Origin of the sequence: Streptomyces sp. NPDC002088 (assembly GCF_040296605.1) — a bacterium.
In the GTDB taxonomy this organism is placed as follows: Bacteria; Actinomycetota; Actinomycetes; order Streptomycetales; family Streptomycetaceae; genus Streptomyces.
In genome coordinates this window covers 613,844-630,822 of sequence record NZ_JBEOXO010000002.1, presented here as the reverse complement: position 1 = coordinate 630,822, position 16,979 = coordinate 613,844, and the positions used below count along the sequence as shown (strand labels likewise).

The 16,979-nt window shown below is 70.1% G+C and carries 12 protein-coding genes and 2 pseudogenes; 6 read left to right on the top strand and 8 right to left on the bottom strand.

The annotated features are described in order from the left end of the window. Positions 1-2 precede the first annotated feature (2 nt). Genes ABT114_RS06600 through ABT114_RS06590 form a run of 3 tightly spaced genes read right to left on the bottom strand, consistent with a single transcriptional unit; the run spans position 3 to position 2,801 of the window. Positions 3-914, bottom strand: a complete 912-nt coding sequence (locus ABT114_RS06600) for an ABC transporter ATP-binding protein (protein WP_351139265.1) — start codon at positions 912-914, stop codon at positions 3-5. Further along, positions 911-1,837: an ABC transporter permease subunit gene (locus ABT114_RS06595; RefSeq protein ID WP_351139263.1), complete on the bottom strand. Its 927-nt coding sequence runs from the start codon at positions 1,835-1,837 to the stop codon at positions 911-913. The genes ABT114_RS06600 and ABT114_RS06595 overlap by 4 nt, the downstream gene beginning before the upstream one ends. Continuing rightward, positions 1,827-2,801: an ABC transporter ATP-binding protein gene (locus ABT114_RS06590; RefSeq protein ID WP_351139535.1), complete on the bottom strand. Its 975-nt coding sequence runs from the start codon at positions 2,799-2,801 to the stop codon at positions 1,827-1,829. Before ABT114_RS06590 ends, ABT114_RS06595 begins: the two co-directional genes overlap by 11 nt. A 258-nt stretch (positions 2,802-3,059) precedes the next feature. Between ABT114_RS06590 and ABT114_RS06585 the strand changes: the two genes are divergently transcribed. The 6 genes and pseudogenes from ABT114_RS06585 (at position 3,060) to ABT114_RS06560 (ending at position 8,718) form a co-directional block, all read left to right on the top strand. Further along, the gene (locus tag ABT114_RS06585; protein ID WP_351139261.1) at positions 3,060-3,902 is read left to right on the top strand and encodes a M24 family metallopeptidase; all 843 of its coding nucleotides are present in this window, start codon (positions 3,060-3,062) and stop codon (positions 3,900-3,902) included. Between the two features lie 5 nt (positions 3,903-3,907). Further along, a complete protein-coding gene (locus ABT114_RS06580; RefSeq protein ID WP_351139258.1) occupies positions 3,908-5,665 on the top strand; it encodes an SDR family oxidoreductase in 1,758 nt (585 codons plus the stop codon). A 166-nt stretch (positions 5,666-5,831) separates the two neighbouring features. Next, on the top strand, positions 5,832-6,380 hold the full coding sequence (locus ABT114_RS06575; RefSeq protein ID WP_351139256.1) for an RNA 2'-phosphotransferase: 549 nt from the start codon (positions 5,832-5,834) through the stop codon (positions 6,378-6,380). A 55-nt stretch (positions 6,381-6,435) separates the two neighbouring features. Next, positions 6,436-6,826, top strand: a pseudogene (locus ABT114_RS06570) (hypothetical protein). 41 nt (positions 6,827-6,867) lie between these two features. Continuing rightward, positions 6,868-7,770 carry an LLM class flavin-dependent oxidoreductase gene (locus ABT114_RS06565; RefSeq protein WP_351139254.1) on the top strand — a complete coding sequence of 301 codons (903 nt, stop codon included), beginning with the start codon at positions 6,868-6,870 and terminating at the stop codon, positions 7,768-7,770. A gap of 60 nt (positions 7,771-7,830) precedes the next feature. Beyond that, the gene (locus ABT114_RS06560) at positions 7,831-8,718 is read left to right on the top strand and encodes an HAD hydrolase family protein (protein WP_351139252.1); all 888 of its coding nucleotides are present in this window, start codon (positions 7,831-7,833) and stop codon (positions 8,716-8,718) included. 24 nt (positions 8,719-8,742) lie between these two features. On the opposite strand, the pseudogene ABT114_RS50545 reads toward ABT114_RS06560, so the two are convergent. From ABT114_RS50545 to ABT114_RS06540, 5 genes and pseudogenes are all read right to left on the bottom strand, one after another. Beyond that, positions 8,743-8,869: pseudogene (locus ABT114_RS50545) on the bottom strand (M23 family peptidase); the annotation flags it as partial. A 27-nt stretch (positions 8,870-8,896) separates the two neighbouring features. Beyond that, positions 8,897-10,573: a GAF domain-containing sensor histidine kinase gene (locus ABT114_RS06555; protein ID WP_502987726.1), complete on the bottom strand. Its 1,677-nt coding sequence runs from the start codon at positions 10,571-10,573 to the stop codon at positions 8,897-8,899. An 82-nt stretch (positions 10,574-10,655) separates the two neighbouring features. Further along, complete coding sequence (gene cydD, locus ABT114_RS06550) at positions 10,656-14,159, bottom strand: thiol reductant ABC exporter subunit CydD (RefSeq protein ID WP_351139250.1); 3,504 nt, start codon at positions 14,157-14,159, stop codon at positions 10,656-10,658. 52 nt (positions 14,160-14,211) lie between these two features. Next, positions 14,212-15,216 carry a cytochrome d ubiquinol oxidase subunit II gene (gene cydB, locus ABT114_RS06545; protein WP_351139248.1) on the bottom strand — a complete coding sequence of 335 codons (1,005 nt, stop codon included), beginning with the start codon at positions 15,214-15,216 and terminating at the stop codon, positions 14,212-14,214. Between the two features lie 20 nt (positions 15,217-15,236). Continuing rightward, positions 15,237-16,742 carry a cytochrome ubiquinol oxidase subunit I gene (locus tag ABT114_RS06540; protein WP_351139246.1) on the bottom strand — a complete coding sequence of 502 codons (1,506 nt, stop codon included), beginning with the start codon at positions 16,740-16,742 and terminating at the stop codon, positions 15,237-15,239. Positions 16,743-16,979 lie beyond the last annotated feature (237 nt).

The window sequence follows — 16,979 nt, the reverse complement described above, 5'->3', positions numbered from 1 at the left end:
TCCTACGCCGCGACGAGATACGAGAAGACGGACTCGAGGGACTCGTCGGACGGCGAGACCGTGAGCAGGCGGATGCCGTGGTCCCTGGCCACCCTGGGCAGCAGGGCGGTGAACCGGCCGAAGTCGACGGCCTGGATACGCAACGCGCCTTCGGCGAGGTCGACTTCGATGCCGGACGTCGACGGGTCGGCGATCAGCGCGGCCGCGAGGGCGCGGTCGTCGCTGGAGCGCACCAGGTAGCGGTGCGGGCGGTCGGTCATCAGGCGGCGGATCCTGCGGAAGTCGCCACTCGCCGCATGCCGGCCGGCGACGATCACCTCGATGTGCCAGGCGAGTTGCTCGACTTCCTCGAGAATGTGTGAGGAGAACAGCACCGTGCGGCCCTCGTCGCCCATGCGTCGCAGCAGCTCCATGAGCTGCATGCGCTGGCGCGGGTCCATGCCGTTGAAGGGCTCGTCGAGCAGGAGCAGGGAGGGCTCGTGGACCAGCGCGGAGGCCATCTTCACGCGCTGGCGCATGCCCTTGGAGTAGGTAGCGATCTTCCGGTCCTGCGCGTACTCCATCTCGACGGTGGCCAGCGCCTTCTGGGCGGCCTTCGCGCCCAGTCCGTGCAACTCGGCGTTGGCGACGACGAACTCGCGCCCGGTGAGGAAGTCGTACATCGCCTCGCGCTCGGGGACGATGCCGATGTGCTTGTAGATCTGCTCGTTGCGCCACACCGGCTGTCCGTCGAGAGTGACGGAGCCGGTGGAGGGGGCGAGGAAGCCGCCCATCATGTTGATGAGGGTGGACTTTCCGGCGCCGTTGGGGCCGAGCAGGCCGGTGACGCCGGGGCCGATCGTCATCGTGATGTCGTTGACGGCGACCACGTTGCCGAACCAGCGGGAGACGTGGTCGATGCTGAGCGTGGTCACAGTCCGGCCTTTCGGTAGCGGCGCATGAGGAGGCCGTAGCAGGCGGCGATGAGGCCCAGGACGGCGAGGACGTACACCACGCCCTCCCCGTGCGACGGGCCGATCTCGCCGGGGTACGACGAGCTCGCGCCCAGGAAGGCCGACTGCACTCCGTCGATGAGCGTGATGGGCGAGAACAGGCCGACCCAGGGGATGACGTCGGTGCTTCCCTGGTTCTCGGCGATGGCCTGGAGGGTGGAGACCGCTCCGTAGGAGATGGTCAGTACGGCGATGACGGCGGCGATGCCGAAGCCGCGGCGCGGGGTCACGGCGGCGATGACCAGGCCGAGGCCGGCGAAGAGCAGCGAGAGCAGTGCCACGGCGACTAGTCCCTGCGCGAATCCCTCGGTCTGGTCGGTGAAGTCGAGCTTGGCCAGCAGCGCGCCCACGTACAGCACGAGCAGCGGGGCGGCGGTGAGGACGAACAGCGCCGAGGCCAGTGCCGCGTACTTCGCGCGGACGTAGTCGGCGGTCTCGATGGGCCGCGAGAAGTACAGCGGGACGGTCTTGAAGCGCAGGTCACGGGAGACGGACTGGGGCGCCTGGGAGGCGACGTACAGGCTGATGACGGCCTGCATGACGATCGCGTAGCGCGTGTAGTCCAGTGGCAGGTCCTTCGCCTTGGTGGCGACCGCGACAGCGACCATGATGGCCGCGGGCACGCACATCACCACGAACAGCAGCATCGGCAGCACCTTGGACTTGACCGAGCGGCCGAGGCCGTACGCGCCGCGCAGGGACTGCGAGTACAGGGAGCGGCGGGCGTAGGCGCGGCCCAGGCGCGGGCCGTCGTAGGTGCGGTAGCCGATGTCGTGGATGCGGGTGTCGTGGACGGGGGTCCGGTCACCCGTCGGGGTGCTTGCTACGGGGTGCTCAACCGCCATGGCCGACCACCTCCTTCCGCTGTGCGGCGCTGTCCGTGTCGTTCGTGAAGACCTCGGAGATGTGGTGCCGGCGCTGTTCCATGCGCACCAGGCCGAGGCCGAGGTCGGCGACGACGTCGCGGACCAGGTCGTACGTCTCCTCGCCCTGGGCGGTGAGCAGCAGGACGTGGCCCGCGCCCGGCAGTCCGCCGCTGCCGTCGAGGACGTCCACCCCGCGCGCGTGGAGCGCGTCGCGCACCGCGCGGGTGCCGTCGGGGTGCGCGTCGGTGTCGGTGACCTCGACGGCGAGCGTGGTCGTGGTCTGGGTGAAGTCGGTGGTGGAGCTGGAGCGCAGCAGTTTGCCGCCGTCGATGACGACGACGTGGTCGCAGGTGCGTTCCAGTTCGCCGAGGAGGTGCGAGGTGACCAGGACCGAGATGCCGAAGTCCGTGTGGATGCGGCGGATGAGGCCCAGCATGTCGTCGCGGCCGACGGGGTCGAGGCCGTTGGTCGGCTCGTCGAGGAAGACCAGCTGCGGGTCGTGGACCAGGGCCTGGGCGAGCTTCACGCGCTGCTTCATGCCGGTCGAATAGCCGCCGATGGGGCGGTAGCGCTCCTCGTACAGGCCGACGTGGCGCAGTGTGTCCGCGGTGCGCTCGCGCGCGGCGGTGGGTGGCAGGCCGGACATGCGGGCCATGTGCACGACGAACTCGGTGGCCGAGACATCGGGCGGCAGGCAGTCGTGCTCCGGCATGTAGCCGACGCGCTCCCGGATGGCGGCGCCCTTGGTGGCGACATCGAGTCCGAGCACTTCGGCTCGGCCCTCGGTGGCGGGGGACAGACCCAACAGGATCTTGATCAGTGTGGACTTGCCGGCCCCGTTGGCTCCGACGAGTCCGGTCACACCGGGCCCGACATCCACGGAGAGCCGGTCAAGCGCGGTCACCCGGGGGAACCGCTTGCTCAGGCTTTCGGTCGCGATCACAGTCACGCCTTCGACGGTAGTGACGCGCGCCACGCCGGACATCACCCCGCAGAGCCGTCTTGGTGTCAGTCTGGAGTCGTACGGGGGTCTCAGGGTCACCCTGAGGTCGAACAACGTCTGGCCGGTTTTCCACATCGTCTCCGCTGTCCACAGGCTCGCCCACGCCTATTGACGCCACCTCTAACAACTGCCACATTCACCAGTGTCAAGTTACGAACACGTACCGCAGTCGGCGGCTGGGACGGGTGGGGCGTTGGCATGACGACGGCAGAGACACGCGAACTCTCCGAGGAACTGCGGGGATTCAGGCGGGTGCAGCGCCTGGCCTACGAGTGCGCGGAGGCGGTGGCGAGCCGGTTGCAACCGGGCGTGACCGAGCGCGAGGCGGCGCGCATGCAGCGGGAGTGGCTGCGCGAGCGCGGGGTACGGGACTGGTTCCACCTGCCGTTCGCCTGGTTCGGCGACCGCACTGCGTTCGTGAACTTCCGTGTGCCGCTGCAGTTCTTCCCGACCGACCGCCGGCTGGAGCCCGGGATGCCCTTCATCCTCGACATGGCCCCGGTGTACGAGGGTTACACGGCGGACATCGGCTACTCGGGCTCGCTCGGGGTCAACCCGGTGCAGGACAGGCTGATGGCCGATCTGGAGGCCCACCGCGCGCTGATCCTGCACGAGGTGCGCGAACGGCGGTCGCTGCGCGAGATCTACGAGGACGTGGACCGCCTCATGGTGCGTCAGGGCTACGCCAACCGGCACCGCGCGTACCCCTTCGGTGTGATCGCGCACAAGGTCGACCGGGTGAAGCAGCGCCGCTGGTCACCGCACGTCTTCGGATTCGGGACCCAGTCCCTCAAGGGGTTGCTGGGGGACGCGGTCCACGGCCATCGCGAGGGCTGGTCGCCCCTGTGGTCGCCGTACCGTTTCTCCGACCACCCGCCGCAGCCGGGCCTGTGGGCGGTCGAACCTCACCTCGGCTTCCGGGGGACGGGCGCGAAGTTCGAGGAGATCCTGGTGGTCACCGACTCCCGGGACCCCGGGGAGAGCGCGTTCTGGCTGGACGACGATCTGCCGCACGTGCGGCGCTGGGCGGAGGACAGGTGACGAGGGTGACGACGCTGAAGGACGCGCGGGAGCGCTGGGTGCGGACCGGCGGGGTCGAGCTGTGCGTGGCCGAGCTGGGCGACCCGGAGCAGCCGACGGTGGTCCTGGTGCACGGCTATCCGGACAGCAAGGAGGTCTGGTCGGAGGTGGCCGTCCGCCTCGCCGACCGCTTCCACGTGGTCCTGTACGACGTCCGGGGCCACGGCCGCTCCACGGCGCCGCAGCCCCTGCGTGGGGGCTTCACCCTGGAGAAGCTGACGGACGACTTCCTGGCGGTCGTGGACGCGGTCAGCCCGGACGGGCCGGTGCACCTGGTGGGGCACGACTGGGGGTCGGTGCAGTCCTGGGAGTTCGTCACGGTCGGGCGCACCGAGGGCCGGATCGCGTCCTTCACGTCGATGTCGGGGCCGTCGCTCGACCACTTCGGGCACTGGATCAACGCGCGCGTGAAGCGGCCGACGCCCCGCAGGGTGGGCCAGCTCCTCGGCCAGGGCGCCAAGTCCTGGTACGTGTATCTGCTGCACACGCCCGTGCTGCCCGAACTGGCCTGGCGCGGCCCGCTCGGCAAGCGCTGGCCGAAGATCCTCCAGCGCCTGGAAAAGGTCCCGGGCGGCGACTACCCGACCTCGTCACTGCCCTCGGACGCCGCGCACGGAGCGTGGCTGTACCGGGACAACGTACGGGCACGGCTGCGCAGGCCGCGCGAGGACGCCTACGCGCACGCGCCCGTGCAGCTCATCACGCCTCTCGGCGACGCGTTCCTGTCGGAGCGGCTCTATGACGAGCTGGAGCAGTGGGCTCCGCGGTTGACCCGCCGCACGCTCCCTGCCAAGCACTGGGTCCCCCGCACCCGGCCCGATCAACTGGCGGCCTGGATCGCCGAGTTCGCGACGGGTATCGAGGGCGGTCGACCGCGGGCGAAGGCCACCGGCCGGTACGCCGAGCGTTTCGGTGGGCAGCTCGTGCTGGTCACCGGCGCGGGCAGCGGCATCGGGCGGGCCACGGCGTTCGCGTTCGCCGAGGCCGGCGCCCATGTGGTGGCCGTCGACCGGGACGGGGAGGCCGCGGCCCGCACCGCCGAACTGTCCCACCTGATCGGCGCCCCGCGAGCCTGGGCGGAGACGGTCGACGTCTCCGACGAGCAGGCCATGGAGAAGCTCGCCGAGAAGGTCTCCGCCGAGTACGGCGTGGTCGATGTGTTGGTCAACAACGCGGGTATCGGCCTGTCGGGCTCCTTCTTCGACACGACACCGGACGACTGGCGCAAGGTCCTGGACGTCAATCTGTGGGGCGTCATCCACGGCTGCCGCCTCTTCGGCCGGCAGATGGCCGAGCGCGGCCAGGGCGGCCACATCGTCAACACCGCTTCTGCGGCGGCGTACCAGCCCTCCAAGGCCCTGCCCGCCTACAGCACCTCCAAGGCGGCGGTCCTGATGCTGAGCGAGTGCCTGCGCGCGGAACTGGCCGGGCAGGGCATCGGCGTGACGGCGATATGCCCCGGCATCGTCAACACCAACATCACGTCGACGGCGACCTTCGCGGGCGCGGACGCGGAGGAACAGCAGCGCCGCCAGAAGCGGACCGCGCGCCTTTACGGCCTGCGCAACTACCCACCGGAGAAGGTCGCCGACGCGATCCTGCGCGCGGTGGTCCGCAACGAGGCGGTGGTTCCGGTGACTCCAGAAGCGCGCGGTGCGCATCTGCTGGCGCGGTTGATGCCGGGGGCGTTGCGGGCGTTGGCGCGGGTGGAGCCTCCGATGTAGGGGCACGTCACGCCACACAAGTCGATCTTGACAAAACCACCTGAATCGACGGCCGGTTGTCCACAGATTCTTCAATTCACCTGTGGATAACTACAGTTGGCTGTGGATCAAACATCCACGGCAAAACAATATGCGTGATCCAGGTCTCGCGCGGCATGCTGTCGAGATGGACGAAAGACGCACCGTGAAGGTGTCGAAGTACCTCTCGAAACATCTGCGCCACCAGCCCGAGCGCATCGGCCTGACCCTCGACGAGGGCGGCTGGGTCGAGATCGAGACACTGATCGCGGCGGCCACCGCGCACGGGTTCCGCTTCACCCGGGCCGAACTGGACCACGTGGTCGCCGCCAACGACAAGAAACGCTTCGCGATCGAGGGCACCCGGATCCGCGCCAGCCAGGGCCACAGCGTCGAGGTCGACCTCGGACTGCCGTCGGCGACCCCGCCGCCGTACCTCTACCACGGGACCGTGGCCCGCTTCCTGGACGCGATCCGCGCCGAGGGCCTCAGGCCCATGAACCGGCACGACGTACACCTCTCCGCCGACCGCGAGACGGCGACCCGCGTCGGCGCCCGCCGGGGCCGGCCCGTCGTGCTCTCCGTGGACGCCGCCGCCATGCACCGTGACGGCCATGTCTTCCACGTCAGCGCGAACGGAGTGTGGCTGACCAAGGCCGTACCGCCGCAGTACCTGCGGTTTCCGCAGACGCACTGAACACGCCGGACCACTGGAACCCCCGCCCGCCCTGACATCCGCCGCCCACACCGGCATGATCAGCGCTGTGGCCCACCTCCTCACCACCGAAGCCGCCGTCACCGCCCTCCGCGCGATCGCCGCCGCGTACGCGCGCGAGATCGAGGTGACGCACGACATCGGCGCCGGCCAGACCTCGCGCCGCAGTGCCGCGGGCGTCGGCGTCACCACCGACCCGGACGGCTCCCTGACCCACGCGGCCCACGTCGAGTTCTGCGGCCTGCCCCGCGTGAGCGTGCGCCTCTGTCCCGAGGACGACGCCCTGATCACGGTCGAGGGCGTTGAGTGCCCCGACATCCCGCGCGATGACGTACTTCCTGATCGTGCCGCTGCCAGACGTCCGTACGGTCAAGGAGTACGTGCCGACGATCAGCCTCAGCCCGTGGTTGAGTGAACGCGTACGGTGACTGTTTCACGTGAAACACATTCGGGCGCATACGCTCGAAGCATGAGTCTGCGTCTGAGCACCGTGATCCTCCCGCACCGTCGCTGGCACGAGGGCGGCCGTTCGACATGGATGCGTGCCGAGCAGCTCGGCTTCCACAGCGCGTACACCTACGACCATCTGTCCTGGCGCAGCTTCCGGGACGGCCCCTGGTTCGGGGCGATCCCGACGCTGACGGCAGCCGCGGCCGTGACCGATGAGCTACGTCTGGGCACCCTGGTGACCTCGCCGAACTTCCGGCACCCGGTGACCCTCGCCAAAGAGCTGATCTCCCTCGACGACATCTCCGGAGGCCGCGTCACCCTCGGTGTCGGCGCGGGTGGCACCGGCTTCGACGCCACCGCGCTCGGCCAGGATCCGTGGACACCGCGCGAGCGGGCCGACCGGCTGGCCGAGTTCGTCCCACTGCTCGACCGGCTCCTGACGGAGGACTCGGTGTCGTACAAGGGCGACTTCTACTCGGCGCACGAGGCGCGCAACATCCCCGGATGCGTGCAGCGCCCGCGACTGCCCTTCGCCATAGCCGCCACCGGTCCGCGCGGGCTGAAGCTCGCGGCACGGTACGGGCAGGCGTGGGTGACCACCGGCGACCCCAAGCTGTACGAGAACGGCACTCCTGACGAGTCGGTTCGGGCCCTGCGCGGCCAGGTCGAGAAGCTCACCGACACCTGCGCCGTACTCGGCCGGGACGTGAACCAGCTCGACAAGATCCTGCTCACCGGTTTCACCCCGGACCGCGGCCGTCCACTGGAGTCGCTCGACGCGTTCGTGGACTTCGCGGGCCGGCACCAGGAGCTGGGCTTCACCGAGCTGGTGATCCACTGGCCCATCCCCGACTCGGACTTCGCCGCGGACGAGAAGGTCTTCGAGCAGATCGCCATGGAGGCACCGGCGCAACTGAGCTGACCTCGACGCCATGTCATCTGTGTCTCATCTGTGCAGGCTCCCGCACGCCCGTGCGAGCATATGCGCGAGAATGGCCGGGTGACCTCAGCGACCAGAGAGCCCGAGACCCCGGCCGCGGCCGTTCCGCCACGGCTGATCGCCACCGATCTCGACGGCACCCTGCTGCGCGACGACAAGTCGGTGTCGCCGCGCACGGTCGCCGCCCTCGCCGCCGCCGAGGAGGCGGGCATCGAGGTCTTCTTCGTCACCGGCCGCCCGGCCCGCTGGATGGACGTCGTCAGCGAACACGTCCACGGCCACGGCCTGGCGATCTGCGGCAACGGTGCCGCCGTGGTCGACCTGCACGGCGGCGCCGGCACACACCGGTTCGTGAAGGTGCGGGAGCTGGCGCGCGCGAACGCGCTGGACGCCGTAGGACTGTTGCGCGACGCGGCGCCCGGCACGGTGTACGCCATCGAGCAGACGTACGGCTTCTACCAGGAGCCGGACTACCCGAAGCTGCACATGGAGATCCCCGACAATCGGGCGCCCGCCGAGGACCTGCTGGCGCCGGACGGTCCCGGTGCAGCCGAGCCGGTGCTGAAGATCCTCGCGTACCACCCCGACCTCGATCCCGACGCCTTCCTCACCGTCGGCCGCCTCGCGATCGGCGAGCGCGCCAACGTCACCCGCTCCAGCCCGAGCGCCCTGCTGGAGATCAGCGGCCCCGGCGTGTCCAAGGCCAGCACCCTCGCCCTGTGCTGTGCCGAACGGGGCATCTCCCACGAGGAGGTCGTCGCCTTCGGGGACATGCCGAACGACGTCGAGATGCTGACCTGGGCGGGCCAGTCGTACGCCATGGGCAACGCCCACCCGGACGTGGTCGCCGCTGCCTCCGGGCGGACGGTCGCCAACAACGAGGACGGCGTGGCGGTCGTGATCGAACGGATGCTGGCGGAGCGGGTGTAGCCGCCCACGGCTGTCCGCCCGGCGCCCGCCTTCCTCAAGCCACAGCGCCGAGCCCCTCTCCGGTGCGAGGCGCACCCGGAAGTGCAGGTGGCGGGCCGGTGGAGTTGCCGGTGGTGCCCGACTGGCCGATCCACCGCCACGGGCTCGGTCGCGGTACGGGACCCGTGCGGACTGTGGTTCAGTACGGCGCCTGCCACACCACCGTCGTACCGCTGCCGTCGTCACCGATACCCGGCCCGTACCGGCTGTCGCCGCCCAGGGACTCGGCGCGCCGCTCGAGGTTGCGCAGGCCGCTGCGCCGACCGCCCTCGGGGATGCCGATGCCGTCGTCCGCGACGGTCAGGCGGATGCCGGGCCGCCCGTCCGGCAGGGTGACGGTCGCGTCGACCACGACATCGATCCGGGAGGCCTCGGCGTGCCGGAAGGCGTTGGAGAGGGCCTCGCGCAGAGCGGCGATGAGATTCGTGCCGGTGAGGTCGCCGACCAGGTCGTCGACCTCACCGACGAAGTGGTGCGAGGGCCTGAAGCCGAGCGGTACGGCGGCCATGTTGATCTCGCGCAGCACGCGCATACGCAGCCCCGACGGCGCCTGTGCGGGACCCTGCTCGAGCGCGAAGATCGCGGTACGGATCTCCTGGATGGTGATGTCGAGTTCGTCGACGGCCTTGCCGACGCCCTCCTGCACCTCGGGCACGACGGACCTGCGCTGGGCGCTCTCCAGCATCATCCCCGTCGTGAACAGCCGCTGGATGACGAGGTCGTGCAGGTCGCGGGCGATGCGGTCACGGTCCTCGTACACCGCGAGGCGCTCCCGGTCGCGCTGTGTCTCGGCCATCATCAGGGCGAGCGCCGCTTGCGAGGCGAACTGCACCGCGAGGGCGCGCTCGGTCTGCCTGAACGGCTGCTCTCCGCGCGCGCGTGGCGTGACCAGGGCGCCCAGAACGCGCCCGTCGCTCTGCAGGGGCAGCATCATGGTCGGCCCGTAGGCGTGTGTGAACCCGATGGCCATGCGCGGGTCGTCGGCCGCGTCGTCGACGAAGACCGCCTGTCCGTCGAGGAGTTCGGCGACGATTCCGCTCTCCGGCGGGATGACGGCGCCCAGCAGGACCGACGGCCGGCCGGAGGCCACGGCGACGATCTCCAGGCCCCCCTCATCGGCGGGCAGGAGCACGACTCCGGCGGCCGATCGGGAGAGTCGGCGGGCGTGTTCGGCGACGATCTGGAGGGCGTCTTCGGCGTCGCCGCCGGACAGCAGGGCGGTGGTGACGGCGACCGATCCGTCGATCCAGCGCTCGCGCTGCGTGGCGGCCTCGTACAGGCGGGCGTTGCCCACGGCGATGCCCGCCTCCGTGGCCAGCACCCGGACCATGTCGAGGTCGTGGTCATTGAACGCCTCCCCGCCACGCTTCTCGGTCAGGTAGAGATTGCCGAAGATGTCGCCGTGGACGCGGATGGGGACGCCGAGGAAGCTGCGCATCGGCGGATGGTGCCTGGGGAAGCCGCAGGAGCGCGGGTCCGTGGTCAGGTCGGCGAGCCGGACCGGTTCCGGGTCACGGATGAGCGCGCCCAGCAGCCCCTTGTGCCCGTCGGGCAAGCGCCCGATCCGCCGGGCGGTCGCCTCGTCGACCCCGTGGTGGACGAAGTCGGACAGCCCTTCCCTGTCCTCGGCAACGACGCCGATGGCCGCGTACCGCGCGTCCGTCAGGTCGGCCGCCGTCTCACAGATCCGGTCCAGCGTGGAGTGCAGCTCCAGGCCACTGCCGACGGACCGCATCGCCTCCAGCAACCGTGGCACCCGCGCGGCCAGCTCGGCCGACAGGTCCGACGGGGGTTCGGGGTGCGCTGTGGTGGGCACACCCCGAGCCTAATCAGCCCCATTTGCCACGGAAAGTCGACTTCGTTCCGCCGGCCGCCCGAGGGCACGAAGCGGCAGCCCCTCACCGCGCCCCCACCAGCAACTCCGACTCCGCCTCCCGCCGCACCATCCTGCGCAGCGGGCCTGCCACGGCGGCCAGTTCCGCGTAGGACCCTCGCTGCACCACACGCCCCTCGTCCAGTACGAGGATCTCGTCCACGGCCTCGAGACCGGCCAGCCGGTGGGTGATGAGCAGTGTCGTACGGCCCTCGGTGGCGGCCAGCAGATCGGCGGTGAGCGCGTCGGCCGTCGCCAGGTCGAGGTGCTCGGCGGGCTCGTCGAGCACGAGCACGGGGAAGCCGGCGAGCAGCGCGCGGGCCAGCGCGAGGCGCTGCCGCTGTCCGCCGGACAGCCGGGCCCCGTGCTCGCCGATCAGCGTGTCGAGCCCGTCGGGCAGGCTGTCCGCCCAGTCCAGCAGCCGGGCCCGGGCGAGCGCGTCACGCAGGTCGTCCTCGGTCGCGTCCTTCCTGGCGAGGAGCAGGTTCTCGCGTACCGAGCTGTCGAAAAGGTGCGCGTCCTGCGCGCACAGTCCGACGTGCCGCCGTACGTCGTCGCCGTCCAGCGCGTACGCATCCACGCCGCCCAGCGTGTACGAGCCCGCGTCCGCGTCCAGGAAGCGCAGCAGCACCTGCGCGAGCGTCGTCTTGCCGGACCCGGACGGCCCGACCACGGCGATCCGGCGCCCTTCCGCCAGTGTGAGGTCGACTCCGCCGAGCGCATCCCGGTCCTGGCCGGCGTGCCGGGCGGTCAGCCCCTTGACGACTACCGGGAACGGCGACGCGGGCGCCTGCCGGGGCTGTTCCGGTTCGCGGACGGGCTCGGGGGCGTCGAGCACCTCGTACACGCGCTCCGCGCTCCTGCGCACCCGCTGCCGGAACTGCGCGGCGAGCGGCAGTCCGAGGACAGCCTCGAAGGCGGCCAGCGGGGTGAGGACGACGACGGCCATCGCCACCCCGCTCAGCCTCCCGTCGGCGACCGCCCGGGCGCCCATGAGGGCGGCGGCGGCCACGGTCAGGCCGGACAGCAGCGCGGTGAGCCCGTCGCCGAGCGCGGTGGCGGTGGCGGCGCGCGAGGCGATCCGGGTGAGCGCGGTGTCGGCCTGCCTGGTCTCGGCGGTACGCGCGGGCAGAGCGCCGGCGACGGTGAGCTCCGCCGTGCCGGTGAGCAGGTCGGCCACCCGGATGGCGAGGACGCCTCGGGCGGGGGCGAGCCGGCGTTCTGCGCGCCGGGCCACGGCGCTGGTCACCAACGGCACACCGACCCCGGCCGCGAGCAGTCCGGCCGCGAGTACGGCGCCCGCCTCGGGCAGCAGCCAAGCCGTGAAGGCGACGGACCCGGCGGACACGAGCACGGCGGCTCCGGCGGGCAGCAGCCAGCGCAGCCAGTAGTCCTGCAGGGCGTCCACGTCGGCGACGAGCCGCACCAGCAGGTCGCCCCGGCGGGCCCGGCGCAACCCGGCGGGCGCCAGTCGCTCCAGCCGCCGATACACGGCGACCCGGGTGTCCGCCAGCATCCGCAGCACGGCGTCGTGCGACACCAGCCGCTCGGCATACCGGAAGACGGCCCGCCCGATCCCGAAGGCCCGCGTGGCCGTCACGGCCACCATCAGGTAGAGCACGGGAGGCTGCTGCGAGGCCCTCGAGATGAGCCACCCGGAGGTGGCCATCAGCCCGACGGCGCTTCCGAGAGCGAGGCTGCCGAGCAGCAGTGCCAGCGCGAGCCTCCCCCGCCGGGCGCCGGCCATGGCCCGGACCCGAGCCAAAGCACCGTGTGCGCTCGTCGTGGGCGGCGCTTCCGCCTCGGCGGCGAGGGACGTTCCTACGGGCTCCGCCTCTGCCGGCCGCGCCTCGGCGCTCCTGGCCCCCGCCTCCCCACGGACGGCAGGCCCCGCCTCCTCCAGCCGCACCACCCGGTCCGCCACGCCCAGCAGAGCCGGCCGGTGCACCACGAGCAGCACGGTTCGTCCCACCGCCAGCCGCCGCACCGCCTCGACGATCTCGGCTTCGGTCTCCCCGTCGAGCGCGGCCGTCGGCTCGTCGAGCAGCAGCACGGGCCGGTCCGCGAGGAACGCCCGAGCCAGTGCGAGCCGCTGCCGCTGCCCGGCGGACAGTCCCGCACCGTCCTCCCCGAGCACGGTGCCGGTCCCGGCCGGGAGGGCGTCGACGAACTCCAGCGCCCCCGCGTCCCCCAGCGCCCGGCGCACCGCACCGTCGTCCGCGTCGGGCCGCGCCAGCCGTACGTTCTCGGCGATCGTCCCGGCGTAGAGGTGGGGGCGCTGCGGCACCCATGCGATCCGGGACCGCCACTGTTCCAGGTCGAGGCCGGTCAGGTCGGTCCCCCCGACCCGGACCCGTCCCTGGGCCGGTGTCACGAAGCCCAGCAGGACGTGCAGCAGCGTCGACTTGCCCGCCCCGCTCGGCCCCACGAGTGCGACCGTCTCGCCGGGTTCGACGGTGAAGGACGTGTCGGTCACGGCGTCCGTGGACCGCCCCGGATACCGGACCGTCACCCCCTCGAAAGCCATGCCTCCCGTCGGCACGGCGGCCGTTCCCGTCGCCGGGACAGGCGTCACCAGCACGGCGAAGATCTCCTCGGCCGCCGCGAGCCCCTCCGCCGCCGCGTGGTACTGCGCCCCCACCTGACGCAGCGGCAGATACGCCTCGGGCGCCAGCACGAGGATGACCAGACCGATGTACAGGTCCATCTCGCCATGGACGAGCCGCATGCCGATCGTCACGGCGACCAGGGCCACCGAGAGCGTCGAGAGCAGCTCAAGCGCGAAGGAGGAGAGGAAGGCGATCCGCAGCGTGCGCATGGTTGCCTGCCGGTACTCGCCGGTGATACGCCGGATCGACTCGGCCTGCGCCTTGGCGCGCCCGAACACCTTCAGAGTCGGCAGCCCCGCGACCACGTCGAGAAAGTGCCCCGAGAGCCGCGACAACAGCCGCCACTGATGGTCCATCCGGGACTGGGTGGCCCAGCCGATCAACATCATGAACAGAGGGATGAGTGGCAACGTGCCGACGATGATGGCCGCGGAGACCCAGTCCTCGGTGACGATCCGCGCGAGCACCGCCACCGGCACGACCACCGCGAGCCCCAGCTGCGGCAGATAGCGGGAGAAGTAGTCGTCGAGGGCGTCGACTCCCCGCGTGGCGAGGGCGACCAGCGATCCGGTCCGCTGTCCGCTCAGCCATCCGGGACCGAGTGCCGCCGCCCGCTCCAGCAGCCGCCCGCGCAGCTCCGACTTCACGGCCGCGCTCGCACGGTGGGCCGCGAGTTCGGTGAGCCAGGAGATCAGGGCACGGCCGCCGGCGACGGCCACCAATAGCAGCAGGGGAGTCCGGAGCTCGCCGACCGACATCCCGTGCTGGAACGCGCCGACCACCACCTCGGCGATGAGCATCGCCTGCGCGATGACCAACCCGGACCCAACGGCCCCCAGGCCGACGACCGCCACCAGGAAGAAACGAGTGGCTCGGGCGTACCGCAACAGACGCGGATCGATCGGTTTCACGTGAAACATGCCCTTCGGTCCAGAGGGGTGTGTTTCACGTGAAACACACCCCCGGTCGGACTCAGTGCGCGGCTTCGGCGATGTGCTGCGTGCCGATCCGCTTGCGGAACACCCAGTAGGTCCATCCCTGGTAGAGCAGGACGATCGGCGTGGCGATCCCTGCGCACCAGGTCATGATCTTCAGGGTGTACGGGCTCGACGAGGCATTGGTGACCGTGAGGCTCCAGTCCGCGTTGAGCGAGGACGGCATGACGTTCGGGAAGAGCGACAGGAACAGCATGGCCACGGCGGCCACGATGGTGACGCCGGACAGGGCGAACGACCAGCCCTCCCGCCCCACCTGGTTCGCCACGAGCGCCGCGATCAACGCTGCCACTGCCACGACCAGAGCCACCAGACTCTCGCCGTCACCGCTGTCGGCCTGCGTCCACACCAGGAAGACCAGCGCCAGTACGGCCGACACCAGACCGACCCGGAGAGCCAGCGCCCGTGCCCGTTCCCGGATGTCCCCGACGGTCTTGAGCGCGGTGAACACCGCACCGTGGAAGGTGAACAGCGTCAGCGTCACCAGACCACCGAGGAGCGCGTACGGGTTGAGCAGATCCCAGACGTTGCCGACGTACTCGAAGTTCTGGTCGATCTTCACGCCCCGCACGATGTTGCCGAAGGCCACGCCCCACAGGAACGCCGGGATCAGCGAGGTCCAGAAGATCGCCGTCTCCCAGTTGCGCTGCCAGTTCTCCTCCGGCCGCTTGGCCCGGTACTCGAAGGCGACGCCCCGGACGATCAGGCAGACCAGGATGACCAGCAGGGGCAGGTAGAAGCCTGAGAACAACGTGGCGTACCACTCGGGGAACGCGGCGAAGGTCGCGCCGCCCGCCGTGAGCAGCCACACCTCGTTGCCGTCCCAGACGGGACCGATGGTGTTGATCAGCACCCGCTTCTCGGGCCGGTCGCGGGCGAGCAGCTTGGTGAGGATGCCGACCCCGAAGTCGAAGCCCTCCAGGAAGAAGTAGCCGGTCCACAGGACGGCGATCAGGACGAACCAGACGTCGTGCAGTTCCATGACTGTGCAGCTCCCTCGGCCTAGTACGAGAAGGCCATCGGCTTGTCGGCGTCACGGTCGCCGCCGATCTTCGTGGGCGGGTTGAGGTCGGCCTCGGTGAGCTCGGGCGGGCCTGCCTTGACGTACTTCACGAGCAGCTTGACCTCGACGACGGCGAGGATGGCGTACAGCGCGGTGAAGACGATCATCGAGGTGAGGACCTCGCCCTGGGAGACACCGGGGGATACCGCCTGCCGGGTCTGGAGCACGCCGTAGACGACCCACGGCTGGCGGCCCATCTCGGTGAAGATCCAGCCCCAGGAGTTGGCGATCAGCGGGAAGCCCAGGGTCCAGATCGCCACGAGCCAGTACAGCTTGCTGAGCTTCGGGCTGAGGGCCTTGTTCCTGAAGAGGACCAGATGCGGCACCTCGTCGTCGGCGACCCGCAGGTGCTGGGGCAGCATGAACTTCTTGCGTGTCAGCCAGAGTCCGACCAGGCCGATGGCGAAGGACGCCATACCGAAGCCGATCATCCAGCGGAATGCCCAGAAGGTGACGGGGATGATGGGCCGGTAGTCGCCGGCACCGTACTTCTCCTGCTCGGCCTTGTTGGTGTCGTTGATACCAGGGACGTACGAGGTGAAGTCGTCGTCGGCGAGGAACGACAGTATCCCCGGGATCGACAGTTCGACGCTGTTGTGGCCCTTGCTGACGTCTCCGTACGCGAAGATCGAGAACGGCGCGGAGTCCTGTCCGTCCCACAGCGCCTCGGCGGCGGCCATCTTCATCGGCTGCTGCTTGAACATGACCTTGCCGAGGGTGTCACCGCTGATCGCCGTGAGCAGGCCGGCGATGACGACGGTGACCAGCCCCAACCGCAGCGACGTCTTCATCACGGAGACGTGCTTCTTGCGGAACAGATGGAAGGCGGCGATGCCGACCATGAACGCGCCGCCGGTCAGGAAGGAGGCGCTGAGCGTGTGGAACGCCTGGGTGAGCGCGGTGTTCTGGGTCAGGACGTGCCAGAAGTCCGTGAGTTCGGCTCGTCCCTTCGCCTTGTTGATCCGGTAGCCGACGGGGTGCTGCATCCACGAGTTGGCCGCGAGGATGAAGTACGCCGACAGGATCGTGCCGATGGAGACCATCCAGATGCAGGCCAGGTGGATCTTCTTGGGCAGCTTGTCCCAGCCGAAGATCCACAGGCCGATGAAGGTGGACTCGAAGAAGAAGGCGATGAGGGCCTCGAAGGCGAGCGGGGCACCGAAGATGTCGCCGACGAAGCGGGAGTAGTCCGACCAGTTCATGCCGAACTGGAACTCCTGCACGATGCCGGTGACCACACCCATCGCGATGTTGATCAGGAAGAGCTTGCCCCAGAACTTCGTGGCCCTGAGGTACTTCTCCTTCTCGGTGCGCACCCAGGCGGTCTGCAGGCCGGCCGTGAGGGCGGCGAGCGAAATCGTCAGGGGGACGAACAGGAAGTGATAGACGGTGGTGATGCCGAACTGCCAGCGCGCCAGTGTCTCCGGCGCCAGAGCCAATTCCACGTCGTCAGTCTCCTTACGTCGCCGTGGTACAGCGGCAGTTTGCCCCATTTTGTTACGCACATCAGCGGAGCAACCGGGACTCGCTTGTGAACGCGTTCACATTCACAAGCAATTATGACGCATGGCCGTTCGAAGCCGGAGGGGCGGGGGGGTCTCTTGGCGCGGAGGCCACGAAGAGGGGTACTACGACACAGGCGTCCGTTCCACGTGGAACGGACGCCCAGTAGGTCGTCGCAC